Annotated in this window: 18 protein-coding genes; 11 read left to right on the top strand and 7 right to left on the bottom strand. The window is 32.6% G+C overall.

Translation table 11 applies throughout. The features are described 5' to 3' along the window. Window positions 1-26 precede the first annotated feature (26 nt). Window positions 27-980 (bottom strand): transketolase family protein, encoded by a 954-nt coding sequence (locus H8K90_RS15800; protein ID WP_186846964.1) that lies wholly within the window; start codon window positions 978-980, stop codon window positions 27-29. Window positions 981-1,023: 43 nt separating this feature from the next. After that, window positions 1,024-1,869: a transketolase gene (locus H8K90_RS15795; protein WP_186846963.1), complete on the bottom strand. Its 846-nt coding sequence runs from the start codon at window positions 1,867-1,869 to the stop codon at window positions 1,024-1,026. A gap of 167 nt (window positions 1,870-2,036) precedes the next feature. On the opposite strand from H8K90_RS15795, the gene tgt reads away from it, so the two are divergent. The 11 genes from tgt (at window position 2,037) to H8K90_RS15740 (ending at window position 12,800) form a co-directional block, all read left to right on the top strand. After that, window positions 2,037-3,167, top strand: coding sequence for a tRNA guanosine(34) transglycosylase Tgt (tgt, locus tag H8K90_RS15790; protein ID WP_186846962.1), 1,131 nt, complete (start codon window positions 2,037-2,039; stop codon window positions 3,165-3,167). A gap of 57 nt (window positions 3,168-3,224) precedes the next feature. After that, window positions 3,225-4,247 carry an LptF/LptG family permease gene (locus H8K90_RS15785; protein WP_246457859.1) on the top strand — a complete coding sequence of 341 codons (1,023 nt, stop codon included), beginning with the start codon at window positions 3,225-3,227 and terminating at the stop codon, window positions 4,245-4,247. Continuing rightward, on the top strand, window positions 4,234-5,139 hold the full coding sequence (locus H8K90_RS15780; RefSeq protein ID WP_186846960.1) for a DMT family transporter: 906 nt from the start codon (window positions 4,234-4,236) through the stop codon (window positions 5,137-5,139). Before H8K90_RS15785 ends, H8K90_RS15780 begins: the two co-directional genes overlap by 14 nt. A gap of 147 nt (window positions 5,140-5,286) precedes the next feature. Further along, window positions 5,287-6,240 (top strand): acetyl-CoA carboxylase carboxyltransferase subunit alpha, encoded by a 954-nt coding sequence (locus H8K90_RS15775; protein WP_186846959.1) that lies wholly within the window; start codon window positions 5,287-5,289, stop codon window positions 6,238-6,240. A gap of 167 nt (window positions 6,241-6,407) precedes the next feature. Next, the gene (dnaB, locus tag H8K90_RS15770; RefSeq protein WP_186846958.1) at window positions 6,408-7,940 is read left to right on the top strand and encodes a replicative DNA helicase; all 1,533 of its coding nucleotides are present in this window, start codon (window positions 6,408-6,410) and stop codon (window positions 7,938-7,940) included. A gap of 70 nt (window positions 7,941-8,010) precedes the next feature. After that, entirely contained in the window at window positions 8,011-9,045 is a 1,035-nt protein-coding gene (locus H8K90_RS15765; protein ID WP_186846957.1) for an AI-2E family transporter, read from the top strand. 61 nt (window positions 9,046-9,106) lie between these two features. Further along, window positions 9,107-10,024: an aminotransferase class IV gene (locus tag H8K90_RS15760; RefSeq protein WP_186846956.1), complete on the top strand. Its 918-nt coding sequence runs from the start codon at window positions 9,107-9,109 to the stop codon at window positions 10,022-10,024. Further along, window positions 10,017-10,742, top strand: a complete 726-nt coding sequence (locus tag H8K90_RS15755; protein WP_222611372.1) for a sulfotransferase-like domain-containing protein — start codon at window positions 10,017-10,019, stop codon at window positions 10,740-10,742. The genes H8K90_RS15760 and H8K90_RS15755 overlap by 8 nt, the downstream gene beginning before the upstream one ends. Before the next feature lie 154 nt (window positions 10,743-10,896). Beyond that, window positions 10,897-12,081 carry an asparagine synthetase B gene (locus H8K90_RS15750; RefSeq protein ID WP_246457855.1) on the top strand — a complete coding sequence of 395 codons (1,185 nt, stop codon included), beginning with the start codon at window positions 10,897-10,899 and terminating at the stop codon, window positions 12,079-12,081. 11 nt (window positions 12,082-12,092) lie between these two features. Continuing rightward, window positions 12,093-12,371 carry an EF-hand domain-containing protein gene (locus H8K90_RS15745; protein WP_186846954.1) on the top strand — a complete coding sequence of 93 codons (279 nt, stop codon included), beginning with the start codon at window positions 12,093-12,095 and terminating at the stop codon, window positions 12,369-12,371. Window positions 12,372-12,377: 6 nt separating this feature from the next. Next, a complete protein-coding gene (locus H8K90_RS15740) occupies window positions 12,378-12,800 on the top strand; it encodes a secondary thiamine-phosphate synthase enzyme YjbQ (protein WP_186846953.1) in 423 nt (140 codons plus the stop codon). Here H8K90_RS15740 and H8K90_RS15735 read toward each other — a convergent pair. From H8K90_RS15735 to thrS, 5 genes are all read right to left on the bottom strand, one after another. Beyond that, window positions 12,780-13,577 (bottom strand): HAD family hydrolase, encoded by a 798-nt coding sequence (locus H8K90_RS15735; protein WP_186846952.1) that lies wholly within the window; start codon window positions 13,575-13,577, stop codon window positions 12,780-12,782. The genes H8K90_RS15740 and H8K90_RS15735 overlap by 21 nt on opposite strands. A gap of 108 nt (window positions 13,578-13,685) precedes the next feature. Next, entirely contained in the window at window positions 13,686-14,030 is a 345-nt protein-coding gene (gene rplT, locus H8K90_RS15730; protein WP_186846951.1) for a 50S ribosomal protein L20, read from the bottom strand. A 101-nt stretch (window positions 14,031-14,131) separates the two neighbouring features. Then, window positions 14,132-14,329 (bottom strand): 50S ribosomal protein L35, encoded by a 198-nt coding sequence (rpmI, locus tag H8K90_RS15725; RefSeq protein WP_045468309.1) that lies wholly within the window; start codon window positions 14,327-14,329, stop codon window positions 14,132-14,134. A 71-nt stretch (window positions 14,330-14,400) separates the two neighbouring features. Further along, entirely contained in the window at window positions 14,401-14,916 is a 516-nt protein-coding gene (gene infC / locus H8K90_RS15720; RefSeq protein WP_186846950.1) for a translation initiation factor IF-3, read from the bottom strand. A 63-nt stretch (window positions 14,917-14,979) separates the two neighbouring features. Further along, entirely contained in the window at window positions 14,980-16,920 is a 1,941-nt protein-coding gene (gene thrS / locus H8K90_RS15715; RefSeq protein ID WP_186846949.1) for a threonine--tRNA ligase, read from the bottom strand. Between the last annotated feature and the right edge of the window lie 251 nt (window positions 16,921-17,171).

Raw genomic sequence — 17,171 nt, 5'->3', positions numbered from 1 at the left:
ATATCAAAAACGTTGCCAAAATGAACTTATTTTCTTTTTAAGACTTTTTTTACTGCTTTTTCAATAGCTGCGCTATTTAATCCGTATTTATCCATAAGTTGTGCAGGTGTACCAGACTCTCCAAACGTATCATTAGTTGCGACGAACTCTTGAGGTGTAGGTCTGTGCTGTGCTAAGACTCTGGCTACACTTTCTCCTAAACCACCTAAATGATTGTGTTCTTCTGCAGTTACAATGCATCCTGTTTTTGCTACTGAATCTAAAATGGCTTTGTCGTCTAAAGGCTTTATGGTATGGATATTTATGACTTCTGCAGAAATTCCTGCTTCATGAAGTGCTTTAGATGCTTCTAGAGCTTCCCATACTAAATGGCCTGTAGCTACAATAGTAACATCGGTTCCTTCAGTTAGTTGAATCGCTTTACCAATTTCAAATTTTTGATCTGCAGGAGTAAAGATTGGTACAGAAGGTCTTCCAAATCTTAAGTAAACTGGTCCATCATGTTCTGCAATGGCAATAGTTGCGGCTTTAGTCTGGTTATAATCACATGGATTAATAACTACCATACCTGGTAACATTTTCATTAAGCCAATATCTTCTAAAATTTGGTGAGTTGCACCATCTTCTCCTAAGGTTAAACCTGCATGAGATGCACAGATTTTTACATTTTTTCCAGAATATGCTATAGATTGGCGAATTTGGTCATAAACTCTACCTGTAGAGAAATTAGCAAAAGTACCAGTAAAAGGAATTTTACCTCCAATGGTTAATCCTGCTGCAATTCCCATCATATTAGCTTCTGCAATTCCTATTTGGAAAAAACGTTCAGGATTTTCATCTATAAATTGATTCATCTTTAAAGATCCAATTAAGTCTGCACAAAGTGCTACAACATTAGGATTGGTTCTACCTAGTTCTGCTAATCCAGCACCAAAACCACTTCTTGTATCTTTTTTTTCTTTGTATGTATATGTTTTCATAGTAATGCCCACGAAAGTGGGTATCTGTTTAATTAGACTTAATTTAGTAATCTCCTAAGGTTTCAGCATTTTGGTTTAATCCAATTTCTAATTGTTCATCATTAGGTGCTTTACCATGCCATGCATGCGTATGCATCATAAAATCTACTCCATTACCCATTATGGTATGCAGTAAAACACAAACTGGTTTCCCTTTACCTGTTAAAGATTTTGCTTCCGCCATTCCTTTTAAAACAGCTTCAATATTGTTTCCTTCTTCAATGTCGATAACTGTCCAACCAAAAGCTTCAAATTTTCCTTTAATACTTCCCATTGGTAGCACATCATCAGTAGAACCGTCAATTTGTTGACCGTTTAAATCTATAGCTGAAATAAGATTATCAACTTTTTTTGCAGAAGCATACATTATAGCTTCCCAATTTTGTCCTTCTTGTAACTCGCCATCACCATGAAGACTGTATACTAAATGATCATCATTATTTAATTTTTTGGCTTGAGCTGCACCAATGGCAACAGACATTCCTTGTCCTAAAGAACCAGAAGCGATTCTAATACCAGGTAAACCTTCGTGTGTTGTTGGGTGTCCTTGTAAACGAGAATCTATTAGTCTAAATGTGTTTAATTCATCTACCGAAAAATAGCCCGAACGAGCTAAAACACTGTAATAAACGGGTGAGATATGTCCATTAGAAAGGAAAAATAAATCTTCTCCTTTTCCATCCATATCAAAACCTTCGTTTCTATCCATTATTTCTTGGTATAATGAAACAAAAAATTCGGCACATCCAAGAGATCCTCCAGGATGACCAGAGTTGACTTTATGTACCATTCGTAAAATATCTCTACGAACCTGAGTTGTTAAATCTTCTAATTCTTTAATGTTTGGCATGTTATGTTGCTTAAATTTTGTGCCACAAAAATAGCTCTTTACTTAAGCCTTTCAAAGGTAGAATGAGGTCACTTATTAACGATTTTATGGATTTGCTAACAATTTTTATTTTTAATTAAGATTGAATGAGATTGAGTTAATTATATTTGCCATCAGACTTAATTTTAATGAAATTTCAAAGACTAACAACTGATAAAAACTCTAAGGCTAGAGCTGGTGCTATAACAACAGATCATGGTACTATAGAAACTCCAATTTTTATGCCTGTAGGTACTGTTGCTTCTGTTAAAGGTGTGCATCAGAGAGAATTGAAAAATGATATTAACCCAGATATAATTTTAGGTAACACCTATCATTTATATTTAAGACCTCAAACACCAATTTTAGAACAAGCAGGAGGATTGCATAAGTTTATGAATTGGGACCGAAATATTTTAACAGATTCTGGTGGTTACCAAGTGTATTCCTTGTCTGCAAACAGAAAAATTAAAGAAGAAGGTGTAAAGTTTAAGTCTCATATAGATGGTAGTTATCACGTATTTACTCCAGAAAATGTTATGGAAGTACAGCGAAGTATAGGCGCTGACATCATTATGGCGTTTGATGAGTGTACACCATACCCTTGCGATTATAATTATGCAAAACGTTCTATGCATATGACGCATCGTTGGTTAGAGCGTTGTATAACTCATTTAAAAAAGACACCTTTTAAGTACGATTACGAACAAACGTTTTTTCCTATTGTACAAGGGAGTACCTATAAAGACTTACGACAACAATCTGCAGAATATATTGCCAATGCTGGAGCAGAAGGTAATGCTATTGGTGGACTTTCGGTAGGAGAACCAGCTGAAGAAATGTATGCCATGACCGATGTGGTATGTAGTATTTTGCCAGAAGACAAACCTAGATACTTAATGGGTGTTGGTACACCTATCAATATATTAGAAAATATTGCGTTAGGTGTAGATATGTTTGATTGTGTTATGCCAACTCGTAATGCCAGAAATGGTATGTTGTTTACTGCGCATGGTACTATAAATATTAAAAACTTAAAATGGGCAAATGATTTTTCGCCAATAGATGAAATGGCTATTACTTTTGTTGATACAGAATATAGTAAAGCCTATTTAAGACATTTGTTTACGGTTAATGAACTTTTAGGAAAACAAATTGCAACAATACATAATTTAGGTTTTTACTTATGGTTAACTAGAGAAGCCAGAAAGCATATTATTGCTGGCGATTTTAGAGCTTGGAAGGATAAAATGGTTAAACAAATGGATAACAGATTATAGTAAGTGAAAATACTAGATTGGTACATATTAAAGCGCTACTTAATTACATTTCTTATGATGTTATTGCTATTTATTCCAATAGCAATTACCGTAGATTTAGCTGAAAAAGTAGGTAAAATGTTAGAGCATAATGCACCCTTCGGAGAGGTGAGCACTTATTATTTAAATTTCACAGTTTATTTTGCTAATCTATTATTTCCATTGTTCTTATTTTTATCGGTTATTTGGTTTACATCAAAATTAGCTAATAACACAGAAATTGTGGCTTTTTTAAGTTCTGGTGTGTCATTTTCTAGATTTTTGAGACCGTATTTAATAGGTGCTTCAATTGTAGCAATTTTCGCTTTAGTATTAGGAATGTATTTAGCACCTATAGCAAGTAAAGGTTTTAATGAATTTAAGTTTAAGTACCTAAAAAAGAATAAACAAGTTCAAAAAACACAAAACGTTTACCGACAGATAAATGACAATGACTATATATATGTAAGTAGTTTTACACCTAAAAGAAAATCTGGTATGAATTTTACTTATGAGCATTTCGAAGGGAATGAACTTAAGTACAAAATATTTGCAGATAATATTAGGTATATTGAAGAAGACTCAAGTTATAAACTAACAACATATGTAAAGCGTAGTTTTGAAAACGGTGTGGAAACTTTGGAGAAAAAAAGGAATATTAATATTAAATTTCCTTTTGAATTAGAGGATTTAACACCAGTAGAATACGCTGCAGAAACCAAGTCGTACGGAGAACTTTTAGATTTTATTGCTGCCGAAAAACGACGAGGATCACCAAATATTGGACGCTACGAAGTGGTGTTGCAAAAGAAATGGAGCTTACCAGTTTCTATATTTATCTTAACTATTATAGCTGTAGCAGTTTCTTCCGTTAAAAGACGTGGAGGCATGGGAGTTAATCTGGCTTTCGGTATTGCCATTGCTATGGTATATGTCTTTTTAGATAAGATATTTGGCGTTATGGCCGAGCAGGCAAATTTTCCGCCGTTAATTGCAGTTTGGTTTCCTAATTTTATATTTGGTATTTTAGCTATATACCTTCTGCAAAATGCCAAACGCTAAGTTAAAGCACTATCTACATTTACATTTTCTAGTTTTCATTGCTGGATTTACTGCAATTCTTGGAGAACTTATTACAATAGGTTCATTACAATTAGTCTGGTATAGAATGGCTATTGCTGGTGTTTTAATGTTTATCTATATTAAATTTATAAGGTTAAATATTAAAATAACAAAAAAAACGTTTTTACAATTTTTAGCAGCAGGTGTAATTATTGCTTTGCATTGGGTTACATTTTTTGAAGCTATTAATCAGGCAAACGTATCAATTGCCTTGGCCATGTTTTCTTCGGGTGCTTTTTTTGCTTCTTTTATTGAGCCTATTTTCTTTAAACGTCGCATATTAGGTTATGAAATCGTATTTGGTATAATTGTAATACTTGGAGTATTTTTAATAACCAGTAGCGAATTAGGTTATATCAATGGTATCGTTTTAGGATTGTTATCTGCCTTGTTTTCAACGCTTTTTGCTGTAATCAATGGACGATTTATTGAGCGTTTCAGTGCAACAGTAATTTCGTTTTATGAGTTTATAAGTGGTGTTGTGTTTTTAACCATTTTTATTCTTTTTTCTGGTGTTAGTTTTAATGCAGAATTTTTTGACTTATCTAACAATGATTGGCTGTATATTTTCATATTGGCATCAGTATGCACGGCTTATGCATTTATAGGTTCGGTAGATGTAATGAGATATATAAGTCCTTTTACCGTGATTTTAAGCTATAATTTAGAGCCTATTTATGGTATAGCCTTAGCTTTATTTCTATTTCCTGAAACCGAGAAAATGTCACCACAATTTTATATTGGAGCAATTTTGATTATAGTTACAGTATTGTTTGATGCTATTTTTAAAAACTATAAAAGACGAAGAAATAAAACCAATTTAACCGATTAAAGTTTTTATTTTTTCTTTTAAAATCTTGTATTTTTGTTAATACAATAACAAGAACCTTCTTTAAATAATTTAGTTTTTAAATAAAATTATAATCCGTAGGTTTGCATACTACTAACTAACGAAATAAAACAACTAATTTCAAATTGTATGGAATACTTAGAGTTTGAATTACCCATAAAAGAACTAGAAGAACAGCTACAAAAATGCCAGATAATAGGTGAAGAAAGTGAAGTAGATGTTACTGAAACTTGTAAGCAGATTGAAAAAAAATTAGCTGAGACTAAAAAGGATATTTATAAAAATCTTACGGCTTGGCAGCGTGTTCAACTGTCTCGTCATCCGGATAGACCTTATACTTTAGATCACATCAATGCACTTTGTGGAGATTCATTTTTAGAATTACATGGAGATAGAAATGTAAAAGATGATAAAGCCATGATTGGTGGGTTAGGAAAAATTGGTGACCAATCTTTTATGTTTATAGGACAACAAAAAGGATTTAATACTAAAACCAGACAGTATCGTAATTTCGGAATGTCTAATCCAGAAGGTTATCGTAAAGCATTACGATTAATGAAGTCGGCAGAAAAATTTGGTATACCTGTAGTTACCTTAATAGATACACCAGGTGCATATCCAGGCTTAGAAGCTGAGGAGCGAGGACAAGGAGAAGCTATTGCTAGAAATATTTTAGAAATGGCACGTTTAAAAGTTCCTATTATTACCGTTATTATTGGCGAAGGTGCTTCAGGTGGTGCTTTAGGAATTGGAGTAGGTGACCGCGTAATGATGTTAGAAAACACATGGTATTCTGTAATTTCTCCAGAGTCGTGTTCTTCAATTTTATGGAGAAGCTGGGAATACAAAGAACAAGCAGCAGAAGCTTTAAAGCTTACAGCTAAGGACATGAAGCGTATGAAACTCGTGGATCAGATTATAAAAGAGCCACTTGGTGGAGCGCATACTGATAGAGAAAAAACATTTTCTGCCGTAAAAGATGCCATCGTTAAATCTTTTGAAGAACTTAAAAACTTATCACCAAAAGATTTAGTGAATCAACGCATGGAAAAATATAATGAAATGGGAGTTTATAAAGATTAATTCCATTAAACATAGGCAACACTATAAAACTGGAGTTTATGCTTCAGTTTTTTTGGCGCTATTAACAATAAATTAGACTTATTAACAGTTGAAATGTTAAAGATTTGTTGAGATTGTAAATGACTCAACTACATTTTCTTAGCACTATTTAGCTACATTTGTTACTTATGAAACAACCCAATCCCATACAAGGCTATAAAGTAGATAAAAGCACTATCATCAATTTGGAAAAAGGAAAAATTCCACCTCAAGCAATTGATTTAGAGGAAGTTGTGCTAGGTGCAATGATGATTGATAAAAAAGGTGTGGATGAGGTTATTGATATTTTAAGTGCAGAAGCTTTTTACAAAGATGCGCACAAACACATTTTTGAAGCTATTTTCAAATTATTTGAAAACAGTGAACCAGTCGACTTATTAACCGTTTCAAGTCAACTAAAGAAGGATGAAAAATTAGATTTAATTGGTGGTGATTTTTATCTTATTTCTTTGACCCAACGTGTATCATCTTCAGCACATATTGAGTTTCACGCACGTATTATTCTTCAAAAATATATTCAACGTAGTTTAATTAAAATTTCAAGTGAGATTATTGAAGAAGCTTACGATGAAACCAAAGATGTTTTCGACCTTTTAGATAATGCAGAAGCTAAATTGTACGAAGTTACACAGGGTAATGTTAAGAAGTCAACTGAAACAGCTCAAAGCTTAGTAATACAAGCTAAAAAGAAAATTGAGGAGATTTCTAATAAAGAAGGAATGAGTGGAATTGCTTCTGGTTTTGATAAATTAGATAAATTGACTTCTGGTTGGCAGCCTAGTGATTTAGTTATTGTTGCTGCACGTCCTGGTATGGGTAAAACGGCCTTTACATTAACGATGGCTCGTAATGTTGCCGTAAATTCTAATACTCCTGTAGCATTTTTCTCTTTAGAAATGTCATCCGTGCAGTTAATTACACGTTTAATTTCAAGTGAAACGGGTTTATCTTCAGAAAAATTAAGAACCGGTAAATTAGAAAAACACGAATGGGAACAACTAAATGTTAAAGTAAAGACTTTAGAAAAAGCTCCTTTATTTATTGATGATACACCATCACTTTCAATTTTCGATTTAAGAGCAAAAGCTCGTCGATTAGCATCGCAGTATGGTATTAAGATGATTATGATTGATTATTTGCAGTTAATGACAGCTGGTGGAAGTCAAAAAGGTGGGAATAGAGAACAAGAAATATCAACGATTTCTCGTAACTTAAAAGCTCTAGCTAAAGAATTAAATATTCCTGTGATTGCTTTATCTCAATTGTCTCGTGCTGTAGAAACACGTGGTGGTAGCAAGCGTCCATTATTATCTGATTTACGTGAATCTGGCGCAATTGAGCAAGATGCTGATATTGTATCCTTTATATACAGACCAGAATATTATAAGATTGATGAGTGGGATGATGAAGAGCGTTCACCAACAGAAGGTCAAGGTGAGTTTATAGTAGCTAAACATAGAAATGGTGGATTAGAGAATATTAGATTAAAATTTATCGGTCACTTAGGTAAGTTCGATAACTTAGATGATTTTGACACTCCGTTTGGTGAGTTCCACTCTAAAATGAATGAAGCTGCAAACGATGATACATTTAAACCAGATAACTTCCCTTCAGCTTCAGATGCATTTGATGGGCCAGAGGATGATGGAGTCCCTTTTTAACAGCAATTTATGAAGTCGAAAACCGTTTTTTGACTTATATTTACACGCCTATTTTAAAGAAATTTGCCTCATGTTAGACCAAAGACGTACAACTAATATCCTACTGTTAATAATAGTTATACCTTTAGTATTTTATTTACTTAAAATACTTTCTTTCATATTTATTCCATTGATTTTTTCAATGTTTATTGCCTTGTTGTTTTTACCATTAATGAGATGGTTGGGAAGACGAAAAGTACCTAAAGTTTTTAGTATAATTATAGTGTTACTTTTAGTGGCAGTTGGTTTAAAAGTAGGGATAGAGTTGGTTCAATTATCGAGTAAAGAAATTTTGGCAACTAAGTCAGAGTTTTTACCTAAGGCCGATGAGAAAATAGCAGATCTTAAAGTATATCTTACAGATAATTTTGGGATGGAGTTTGAAGAAAATCAAAACGTTTTTGCGCAATTCTTTCAGAAGGAAAATATTGGATCTACCCTAGGTTTTTTAAATTCATTTTTAACAATGTTATTAATGACTGTTTTCTTTGTGGTGCTTTGGTTAGCAGAATCTATTAATGTACATAATTTACTAAATAACACGCTCTTAAAACAAAAACATACGTCTATAAAAACATTTATGAAGATCGAAAAAGATCTCATAAAATTTATTAAAGTTAAAGTGTTGGTAAGTGCATTAACAGGCTTGTTTACGGGCTTAATGTGTGTATTTTTTGATGTAAGTTTTCCGATTTTTTGGGGCTTATTTGCTTTTGCAATTAATTTTGTACAAATGGTGGGTTCTTTTATTTCCGTTATATGCTTATCGATTTTTGCTTTTGTGGAATTAGATCCATCGAGTACTTTGTTCTTTTTTATATTCGCAATTTCTATGGTTCAAGTCACTTTTGGTGCTATTTTAGAACCTATTTTTATGGGAAAATCATTTTCTATAAACGTAATAGCTGTTTTAGTAATGCTAATGTTTTGGGGTTTTCTATGGGGAATTCCAGGATTAATAATGGCAATACCTATAACTGTTTTTATTAAAATTATTTTAGATCAATTTCCTAATACTAAAGTCATTGCTAGTTTGCTTTCTGGTAACCAAACTACCTTAGAATAAAGAGTATTTTAAATTCTACAAATTATAATTTTAAGTATCTTTCTACTTTAAAATTATAATTATGGTTCATGGAACTCACAATGCTCTAGAAGATTCTAGAAATAACGATATTCTTATATCAATTAATGATCAGCTTTTTCCACGGAATGAAGCTAAAATTTCAGTTTTCGATAGTGGTTATTTAGTAGGTGATGGTGTATGGGAAGCGCTAAGATTACATCAAGGAGTTTTAGTTTTTTTAGAAGACCATTTTAATCGATTATGGCAATCTGCGGCAACCGTTGGTATGCATTTACCATTCACTAAAGAAGAGTTGACTCAAAAAGTTTGGAATACACTCAACGCCAACAAAATGACTGATGGAGTACATGTAAGAATTATGGTGACTAGAGGTATTAAAAAAACTCCTTCACAAGATCCCAGGCTTACTATATCTGGACCAAATGTGGTTATCATTCCAGAGTACAAAACCGCTTCAAAAGATTCTAAAGAAAAAGGAATTACATTATTTACAAGTACTATTAGAAGAGGCTCTCCAGATTATTTAGACCCAAGATTAAATTGTCATAGTAAATTGCATGAGGTACAAGCATTGATACAAGCCATACAAGCTGGTGCCGATGAAGCCTTAATGTTAGATATAAATGGATTTGTCGCCACATGTAATGCTACAAATTTTTTCATTATAAAGAATGATGAAGTTTGGACATCTACAAGCAAATATTGCATGAATGGTATTACAAGAGCAAAAGTTTTAGAAGTTTGTAAAGCAAATAAGATACCATGTTATGAAAAAGACTTTTCACTCTTTGATGTTTACGGTGCTGATGAAGCATTCGTAACAGGAACTTTTGGTGGCCTAACACCAGTAACTAAAATTGATGGAAGACAAATTGGTGATGGTAATTACGGAAAAATGACCAGTAAACTTAGTGCTTTATATAAAGATTTAATTGAAAATACAGTGAGTAATGGATAATGTGAAACGTATTTGTTTATGGTCTGGACCTCGAAATATTTCTACAGCGTTAATGTATTCGTTTGCACAGAGAAACGATACAAAAGTTTTTGACGAACCACTTTATGCATATTATTTAAAACATCATCCAGAAGCACACTCATACCATCCTGGTTCAGAGGATATTTTAAGTACAATGGAGAATGATGGAAATAAAGTTATCGATGCAATGTTAAGCAATAATGAAAAACCAGTATTGTTCTTTAAGCATATGACGCACCATTTGTTAGATTTAGATAGGGATTTTATGAAACAAACTGTAAACATAATTCTCACTAGAAACCCTAAGGAGATGCTGCCTTCTTTTGATAAGGTAATTGAAAACCCTAGTATTAATGATGTTGGCTATGCGCTTCATATTGAATTGCTAGATTATTTTGAAAAACATAATATTCCATTTACAGTTTTAGATTCTAAAAAAGTATTACTAAATCCAGAAGAAACACTTAAAAAGTTATGTGATTTTGCTGAAATTTCTTTTGATAGCAATATGTTATCATGGCAACCGCAACAACGACCAGAAGACGGTATTTGGGCAAAGTATTGGTATAATAACGTGCATAGATCCAATGGTTTTCAAAAGTATAAACCAAAAGAAGCACCTTTTCCAAAACATTTAAATCCGTTATTAAAAGAGTGTCAGCCTTATTATAATAAACTCATTTCATATTCTATTTAGGTCTTAAAAGAATGATAAAATAAATGACTATAGACTAAAAATTAGCTATATTTCGTTAAAATGATAAAGATCTATGAACTTGAAAAAATTCGCCCTTATAATTTTCTTACTTTTTTTAAGTATTAATGCTAATGCATCTTACATTCTTATTCCTATGGATGCTGAAACGCAAGAGAATCATTTAAAAGCTTATGGTGTTACTTACTGGACTTTAGAAAGAGAGTTAAAAGTAAAATGGCTATTAAATTATAGAGGTGGTTCGTTCTTATTACCAGATGCAGAAATTATTCAGAGAGAATGCCAAATTAGAGGTGTAACATTTGAGGTGATTTCTGAAGCTAAAGCTGCACAAATTTTAGAAGAGATTGCTAGCCCAGCAGTTAACCAAGAAGCAGTTGTTTTAGAGAAAGCACCAAAAATTGCGGTTTATACACCTTATGGAAAGCAACCTTGGGATGATGCAGTAACTATGGTATTAACGTATGCCGAAATTCCTTATGAAACTATTTATGATGAAGAAGTTTTAAAAGATGAATTATTATTATATGATTGGTTACACTTGCATCACGAAGATTTTACAGGTCAATATGGTAAATTTTATAGAACGTATCGCTCAGCTGCTTGGTATATTGAAGAAAAAAAGGCTGCAGAAGAATTGGCAGAAAGATTAGGTTACAGTAAAGTGTCCGACGCTAAGTTAGCCGTAGCGCTAAAAATTAGAGATTACGTTGTAGGTGGTGGTTTTATGTTTGCCATGTGTTCCGCTACAGATAGTTTTGATATTGCACTTTCAGCAGAAGGTGTAGATATATGTGAACCAATGTTTGATGGCGATGGTAGTGATCCAAGTTATCAAAGTAAAATAGACTATTCCAATACGTTTGCATTTAAGGATTTTATATTAGAACGTAACCCAAATGTCTATGAGTTTTCTTCAATAGATATGACACGTAAGCGACAAATACCAATGACAACCGATTATTTTTCATTAATGGAATATTCTGCAAAGTGGGATCCAATTCCAACAATGTTAACTCAAAATCATACAGCATTAGTTAAAGGTTTTATGGGACAAACAACATCGTTTACCAGAGAAGAAATAAAGTCTAATGTGTTAGTAATGGGTGAAAATAGAACTAATGGCGAAGCCAAATACATTCATGGCATTAAAGGAAAAGGCTTTTTTACTTTTTATGGTGGTCACGATCCCGAAGATTATACACATAGAGTAGGAGATCCTAAAACAGAATTAGATTTACATCCAACATCTCCAGGATATCGACTTATATTGAATAATGTATTATTTCCTGCAGCTAAGAAGAAAAAACAGAAGACTTAATCGCTAAAACAATGGGACAAAAGGAAGTTATACTTAATAAAATTCAAATTTTAATTACCAATCATTTCAATACTCCAGAAGCAGCATTTGCATTTTTTGATAAAAATGGAGATGGTAAATTAACCAAAAAAGAAATAGTTAAGCTTTTGAAGGAAGCTGAAATTAGCGGTTTTATTAGAGGAATTGTATCTTCTAAACTCATAGAGGGTTACGATAAAGATGGTGATGGACTTATAAATTGGGAAGAGTTTAAGTTTGCTATTGATGAGATTTCTGATGAATCTAAATAATTTTGAATGAAATTTTTTCAAAAAGAAATAAGGTTGAATCCTTATCCAAGAGGCTTTCATTTGATAACGACTCAAGTTTTAAATAATTTTCCTGAGATTAATGAAATTTCTATTGGACAATTGCAGGTTTTTATAAAACATACTTCAGCAAGTTTAACTATTAATGAAAATGCAGATCCAACGGTTCGATTAGATTTTGAAAGCCATATTAATAAAATAGTACCCGAAAATGAACCGTATTATAAACATACTTATGAAGGTTCTGATGATATGCCAGCTCATATAAAAGCTTCTTTAATGGGTGCATCGGTCCAGGTACCAATTACCAATGGACAATTAAACTTAGGAATTTGGCAAGGTATTTATCTATGTGAGCACAGAAATAGTGCTTCGGGAAGAACGATTGTTCTAACTGCTTTCGGAAATTAGGTTTTCTAAAATCAACTCTACACCAAATTCATTATTAGATTTGGTTTCAAAATTTGCTATGGTTTTTACATTTGGGTGCGCATTTGCCATAGCATAGCTGTACTTAGCACATTTTAAAAGCTCTAAATCATTATTATAATCACCAAAAGCCATTGTTTCTGAGTGTTTTATATTGTACTGTTTTTGCAATATTGTAATGGCATGGCCTTTGTTTGTTATAGCTTCGGAAATATCAACCCAATGATTGCCTGAGACCACCACATTTAATTCAGGACTCAAATGTTTTACGTAAGGAAAAATTTGAGTTTCAGAATTTGTAGAATTATAAAGAGCTATTTTAATCACATGATCCTTTATATCTTCAAAAGAATCAATAATAGTATAAACAGAATAATATTCTGATATCGTTTCGATTAAGTCATCTGAAGCTCTAACAATATATGCTCGATTTTTAGTGCAAAAAATAGGATATGTGTCTTTAATATTTGTAACTAAGTTGTACAACTCTTGTAATTTTTCAACGTTTATAATATTTGAAAATAACACTTCTTTATTTTCAATAATTAAACCACCATTTTCTGCAATGACAATGATGTCATCCTTTATTGGGTGAAGTTTTTCTACAATACTGTAATAAGGTCTGCCACTCGCAGCTACAAATAAAATGCCTCGTTGTTTTAGTTGCTTATAAACATCAAAAAACCGAGAACTTACTTCATGTAGAGAATTTAGTAAGGTGCCATCCATATCGGTTACAACCATTTTAACTTCTTTCATGCTTACTGTTTGTTTCAGGTGTTTAAAATTATTTAAATAAAAAATCCGATTCAAATTAATGAACCGGACTTTATAAGCGAAATGTTGTTATTAATTTGGCTAAAAGCCTTATTTAACTTTGTTTACTATAGCTTCAAAAGCTTCTGGGTGATTCATAGCTAAATCGGCAAGAACCTTACGGTTTAAGTCAATATTATTAGCTTTTAATTTACCCATAAATTTTGAATAGCTCATTCCATGTTGTCTTGCACCTGCATTAATACGCATAATCCATAACGCACGGAATGTTCTCTTTTTATTTCTGCGGTCTCTGTACGAATATTGCATCGCTTTGTCCACCGCGTTTTTTGCTACTGTCCAAACGTTTTTACGTCTTCCGAAGTAACCTTTTGCTTGCTTAAGAACTTTCTTTCTTCTAGCTCTTTTCGCAACTGAATTTACTGATCTTGGCATTTCTTTAATTGTTTTTTGTAGTAGGCGACCTTAATGGTACTTGCTAAATAATTTTGCCTATCTCCAGGGTTTATAAATTGTTTTAACCGATTAAAACGATATTACTTTAAACGCAACATTGTTTTAATGTTATCCTCGTCAGATTTATGTACTAAACCATCGTGAGTTAACTTAAGCTTACGCTTTTTAGATTTCTTTGTCAATATATGACTCTTAAAAGCATGCTTTCTTTTAATCTTACCAGTGCCAGTTAGTTTGAAACGTTTCTTAGCACTCGATTTTGTTTTCATTTTAGGCATTTTCTCCTATTTTTAATTTACGTTTCGCTTATCTTTAAAACACCATATCTTTAGCAATGGTGTGTCTTTATTTACTTCTTTTTAGGTGCAATGAACATTATCATTCGCTTTCCTTCTAGCTTGGGCATCTGCTCAACCTTACCATATTCCTCTAAGTCTTGAGCTAATCTTAACAATAAAATTTGACCTTGCTCCTTAAATACAATAGAACGTCCTTTAAAGAATACAAAAGCTTTTAGTTTTGCACCATCTTTTAAGAACTTTACAGCATGCTTCTTCTTAAACTCGTAATCATGATCATCAGTTTGAGGACCAAAACGAATTTCTTTAACGACAACTTTTGTCGCTTTAGACTTTAATGCTTTTTCACGTTTCTTTTGTTCGTAAAGGAATTTTTTATAGTCCATTACTTTACAAACAGGTGGATTTGCATTAGGAGAGATCTCTACAAGATCTAATCCTTGGTCATCTGCTATGCTGAGAGCTTGTTTAGTAGGATATACACCTATCTCCACATTATCTCCAACAAGTCGAACTTCTTCAGCTCTAATTTTAGAATTAATTTTGTGTTGATCTTCTTGGACCACACGTCTACTATAATTCCTTCTTCTACGTATTGCTATAACTTATGTATTTTAATTAAACGTTATTTATTTAAAAGTCTTTAAACTTTTATTTACTCTATCTTTTACAATATTCACAAATTTCTCTACATCAATTGTGCCAATATCTTCACCACCATGTTGACGTACAGTTATTGTGTTGTCTTTCTCTTCTTGCTCACCTACGATAATCATGTACGGAAACTTTTGTATTTCAGCTTCACGAATTTTCTTACCTACAGTTTCATTTCTGTTGTCTGCAAGGGCGCGAATTTCGTCATTTTCTAGCAAATTTAAAACTTTTTCAGCGTATTTTTCGTATTTCTCGCTTATTGATATAATAATTGCTTGATCTGGCATAAGCCATAAAGGGAAATTTCCACCTGTATGTTCAAGTAAAATAGCAATAAAACGCTCCATACTTCCAAATGGTGCTCTATGTATCATTACAGGTCTATGCATCTCATTATCACTACCTTTATAGGTCAAATCAAAACGCTCTGGTAGTGTATAATCTACTTGAATTGTACCTAATTGCCATTGACGTCCTAAAGCGTCTTTTACCATAAAATCTAGTTTAGGACCATAAAAAGCAGCTTCTCCAGTTTCAACAACATAATTTAAACCTTTGTCAATTGCTGCATTTAATATGGCATCTTCAGCTTTTTTCCAATGCTCATCATCACCTATATATTTATCTGGATTATCAGGATCTCTTAAAGAAACTTGCGCTGTGAAATCTTCAAAACCTAATGAACCAAAAACATACAAAACTAAATCAATAACTTCTTTAAATTCAGCATCTAATTGATCTGGTGTACAAAAAATATGAGCATCATCTTGAGTAAAACCTCTAACACGAGTTAAACCATGTAATTCTCCACTTTGCTCATAGCGATATACAGTACCAAACTCGGCAAAGCGTTTAGGTAACTCTTTATAGGAATAAGGTTTATGGTTATATATTTCACAATGATGAGGACAGTTCATTGGTTTAAGAAGAAATTCTTCATCCTCTTTTGGTGTTTTTATAGGTTGAAAGCTGTCCTCTCCATATTTTGCATAATGACCCGAAGTAACATACAGTTCTTTTTGACCAATATGTGGGCTAACAACCATTTCATATCCAGCTTTCTTTTGAGCAGTTTTTAGAAAATTTTCTAATCGTTCTCTCAAAGCAGCTCCTTTTGGTAGCCACAAAGGTAAACCTTGGCCTACTTTTGGTGAAAAAGTAAATAGCTCAAGTTCTTTACCAAGTTTTCTGTGGTCTCGTTTTTTAGCCTCCTCTAATAAATGAAGGTATTCTGTAAGTTCTTTTTGTTTTGGAAATGAAATACCATAAACCCTTGTTAATTGTTTATTATTTTCATCTCCTTTATAATATGCACCAGCAACACTTAATATTTTAACTGCCTTGATAATTCCTGTATTAGGAATATGACCACCACGACATAAATCAGTGAATGTAGAATGGTCGCAAAAACTAATTGTACCGTCTTCTAGTCCTTCAATTAAATCTACTTTATAATCGTTTTTACCTTTATAATATGTTAAGGCTTCTGCTTTAGAAACATCCCGCATTTTAAAGTCGTGCTTTCCTCTTGCAATTTCTATCATTTTTGTTTCTATGGTCTTGAAATCTTTCTCAGAGATAACACCATCACCAAGATCTACATCATAATAAAAACCATTTTCTATTGCCGGACCAACCCAAAGTTTAACTCCAGGATAAAGTTCTTCTAAAGCTTGAGCTAAAACATGAGCTGAAGAATGCCAAAATGCTTTTTTGCCAGCATCATCTCTCCAAGTATAAAGAGTAAGACTACCATCTGTGGTTAATGGAGTGGTAGTTTCAACAATAATATCATTGAATTTTGCCGAGATTACATTTCGTGCGAAACCTTCACTTATATCCACAGCCACTTCATATGGAGTAACATCTTTATCAAAAGATCTAACAGTACCATCCGGTAGAGTAATTTTAATCATTATATATTGTATAAATTTTAGCCTACAAAGATATACCTATATATATTATAGACAAAGTGAAGTTTCTTTAAATTTCAATGAGTTTGACTTTTGCGTTTGTGACGTAAATGTGTGGTTCCATCTACTATAACTTTTTTTAAGCTGATTAGTTTTAGTATTGTGCAGTTATATGAGTGATTTAGGCCAGTACTTAAATAGGTGTTTGAAATGAATAAAGGTATGTCTTTACTAAGCATAGGAAAGTCAAAGGG

The organism is Winogradskyella echinorum (assembly GCF_014297365.1).
GTDB lineage: Bacteria > Bacteroidota > Bacteroidia > Flavobacteriales > Flavobacteriaceae > Winogradskyella > Winogradskyella echinorum.
This window is presented reverse-complemented; position numbering and strand designations above follow the sequence as displayed.

Coding starts and splice junctions, on each gene's coding strand:
- H8K90_RS15740 (WP_186846953.1), top strand. CDS start 12,378: ATGAAATTTTTTCAAAAAGAAATAAGGTTGAATCCTTATCCAAGAGGC.
- H8K90_RS15765 (WP_186846957.1), top strand. CDS start 8,011: ATGTTAGACCAAAGACGTACAACTAATATCCTACTGTTAATAATAGTT.
- H8K90_RS15800 (WP_186846964.1), bottom strand. CDS start 980: ATGAAAACATATACATACAAAGAAAAAAAAGATACAAGAAGTGGTTTT.
- H8K90_RS15780 (WP_186846960.1), top strand. CDS start 4,234: ATGCCAAACGCTAAGTTAAAGCACTATCTACATTTACATTTTCTAGTT.
- H8K90_RS15735 (WP_186846952.1), bottom strand. CDS start 13,577: ATGAAAGAAGTTAAAATGGTTGTAACCGATATGGATGGCACCTTACTA.
- H8K90_RS15750 (WP_246457855.1), top strand. CDS start 10,897: ATGGATGCTGAAACGCAAGAGAATCATTTAAAAGCTTATGGTGTTACT.
- thrS (WP_186846949.1), bottom strand. CDS start 16,920: ATGATTAAAATTACTCTACCGGATGGTACTGTTAGATCTTTTGATAAA.
- rplT (WP_186846951.1), bottom strand. CDS start 14,030: ATGCCAAGATCAGTAAATTCAGTTGCGAAAAGAGCTAGAAGAAAGAAA.
- tgt (WP_186846962.1), top strand. CDS start 2,037: ATGAAATTTCAAAGACTAACAACTGATAAAAACTCTAAGGCTAGAGCT.
- H8K90_RS15795 (WP_186846963.1), bottom strand. CDS start 1,869: ATGCCAAACATTAAAGAATTAGAAGATTTAACAACTCAGGTTCGTAGA.
- rpmI (WP_045468309.1), bottom strand. CDS start 14,329: ATGCCTAAAATGAAAACAAAATCGAGTGCTAAGAAACGTTTCAAACTA.
- H8K90_RS15755 (WP_222611372.1), top strand. CDS start 10,017: ATGGATAATGTGAAACGTATTTGTTTATGGTCTGGACCTCGAAATATT.
- H8K90_RS15745 (WP_186846954.1), top strand. CDS start 12,093: ATGGGACAAAAGGAAGTTATACTTAATAAAATTCAAATTTTAATTACC.
- H8K90_RS15785 (WP_246457859.1), top strand. CDS start 3,225: ATGTTATTGCTATTTATTCCAATAGCAATTACCGTAGATTTAGCTGAA.
- H8K90_RS15760 (WP_186846956.1), top strand. CDS start 9,107: ATGGTTCATGGAACTCACAATGCTCTAGAAGATTCTAGAAATAACGAT.
- H8K90_RS15775 (WP_186846959.1), top strand. CDS start 5,287: ATGGAATACTTAGAGTTTGAATTACCCATAAAAGAACTAGAAGAACAG.
- dnaB (WP_186846958.1), top strand. CDS start 6,408: ATGAAACAACCCAATCCCATACAAGGCTATAAAGTAGATAAAAGCACT.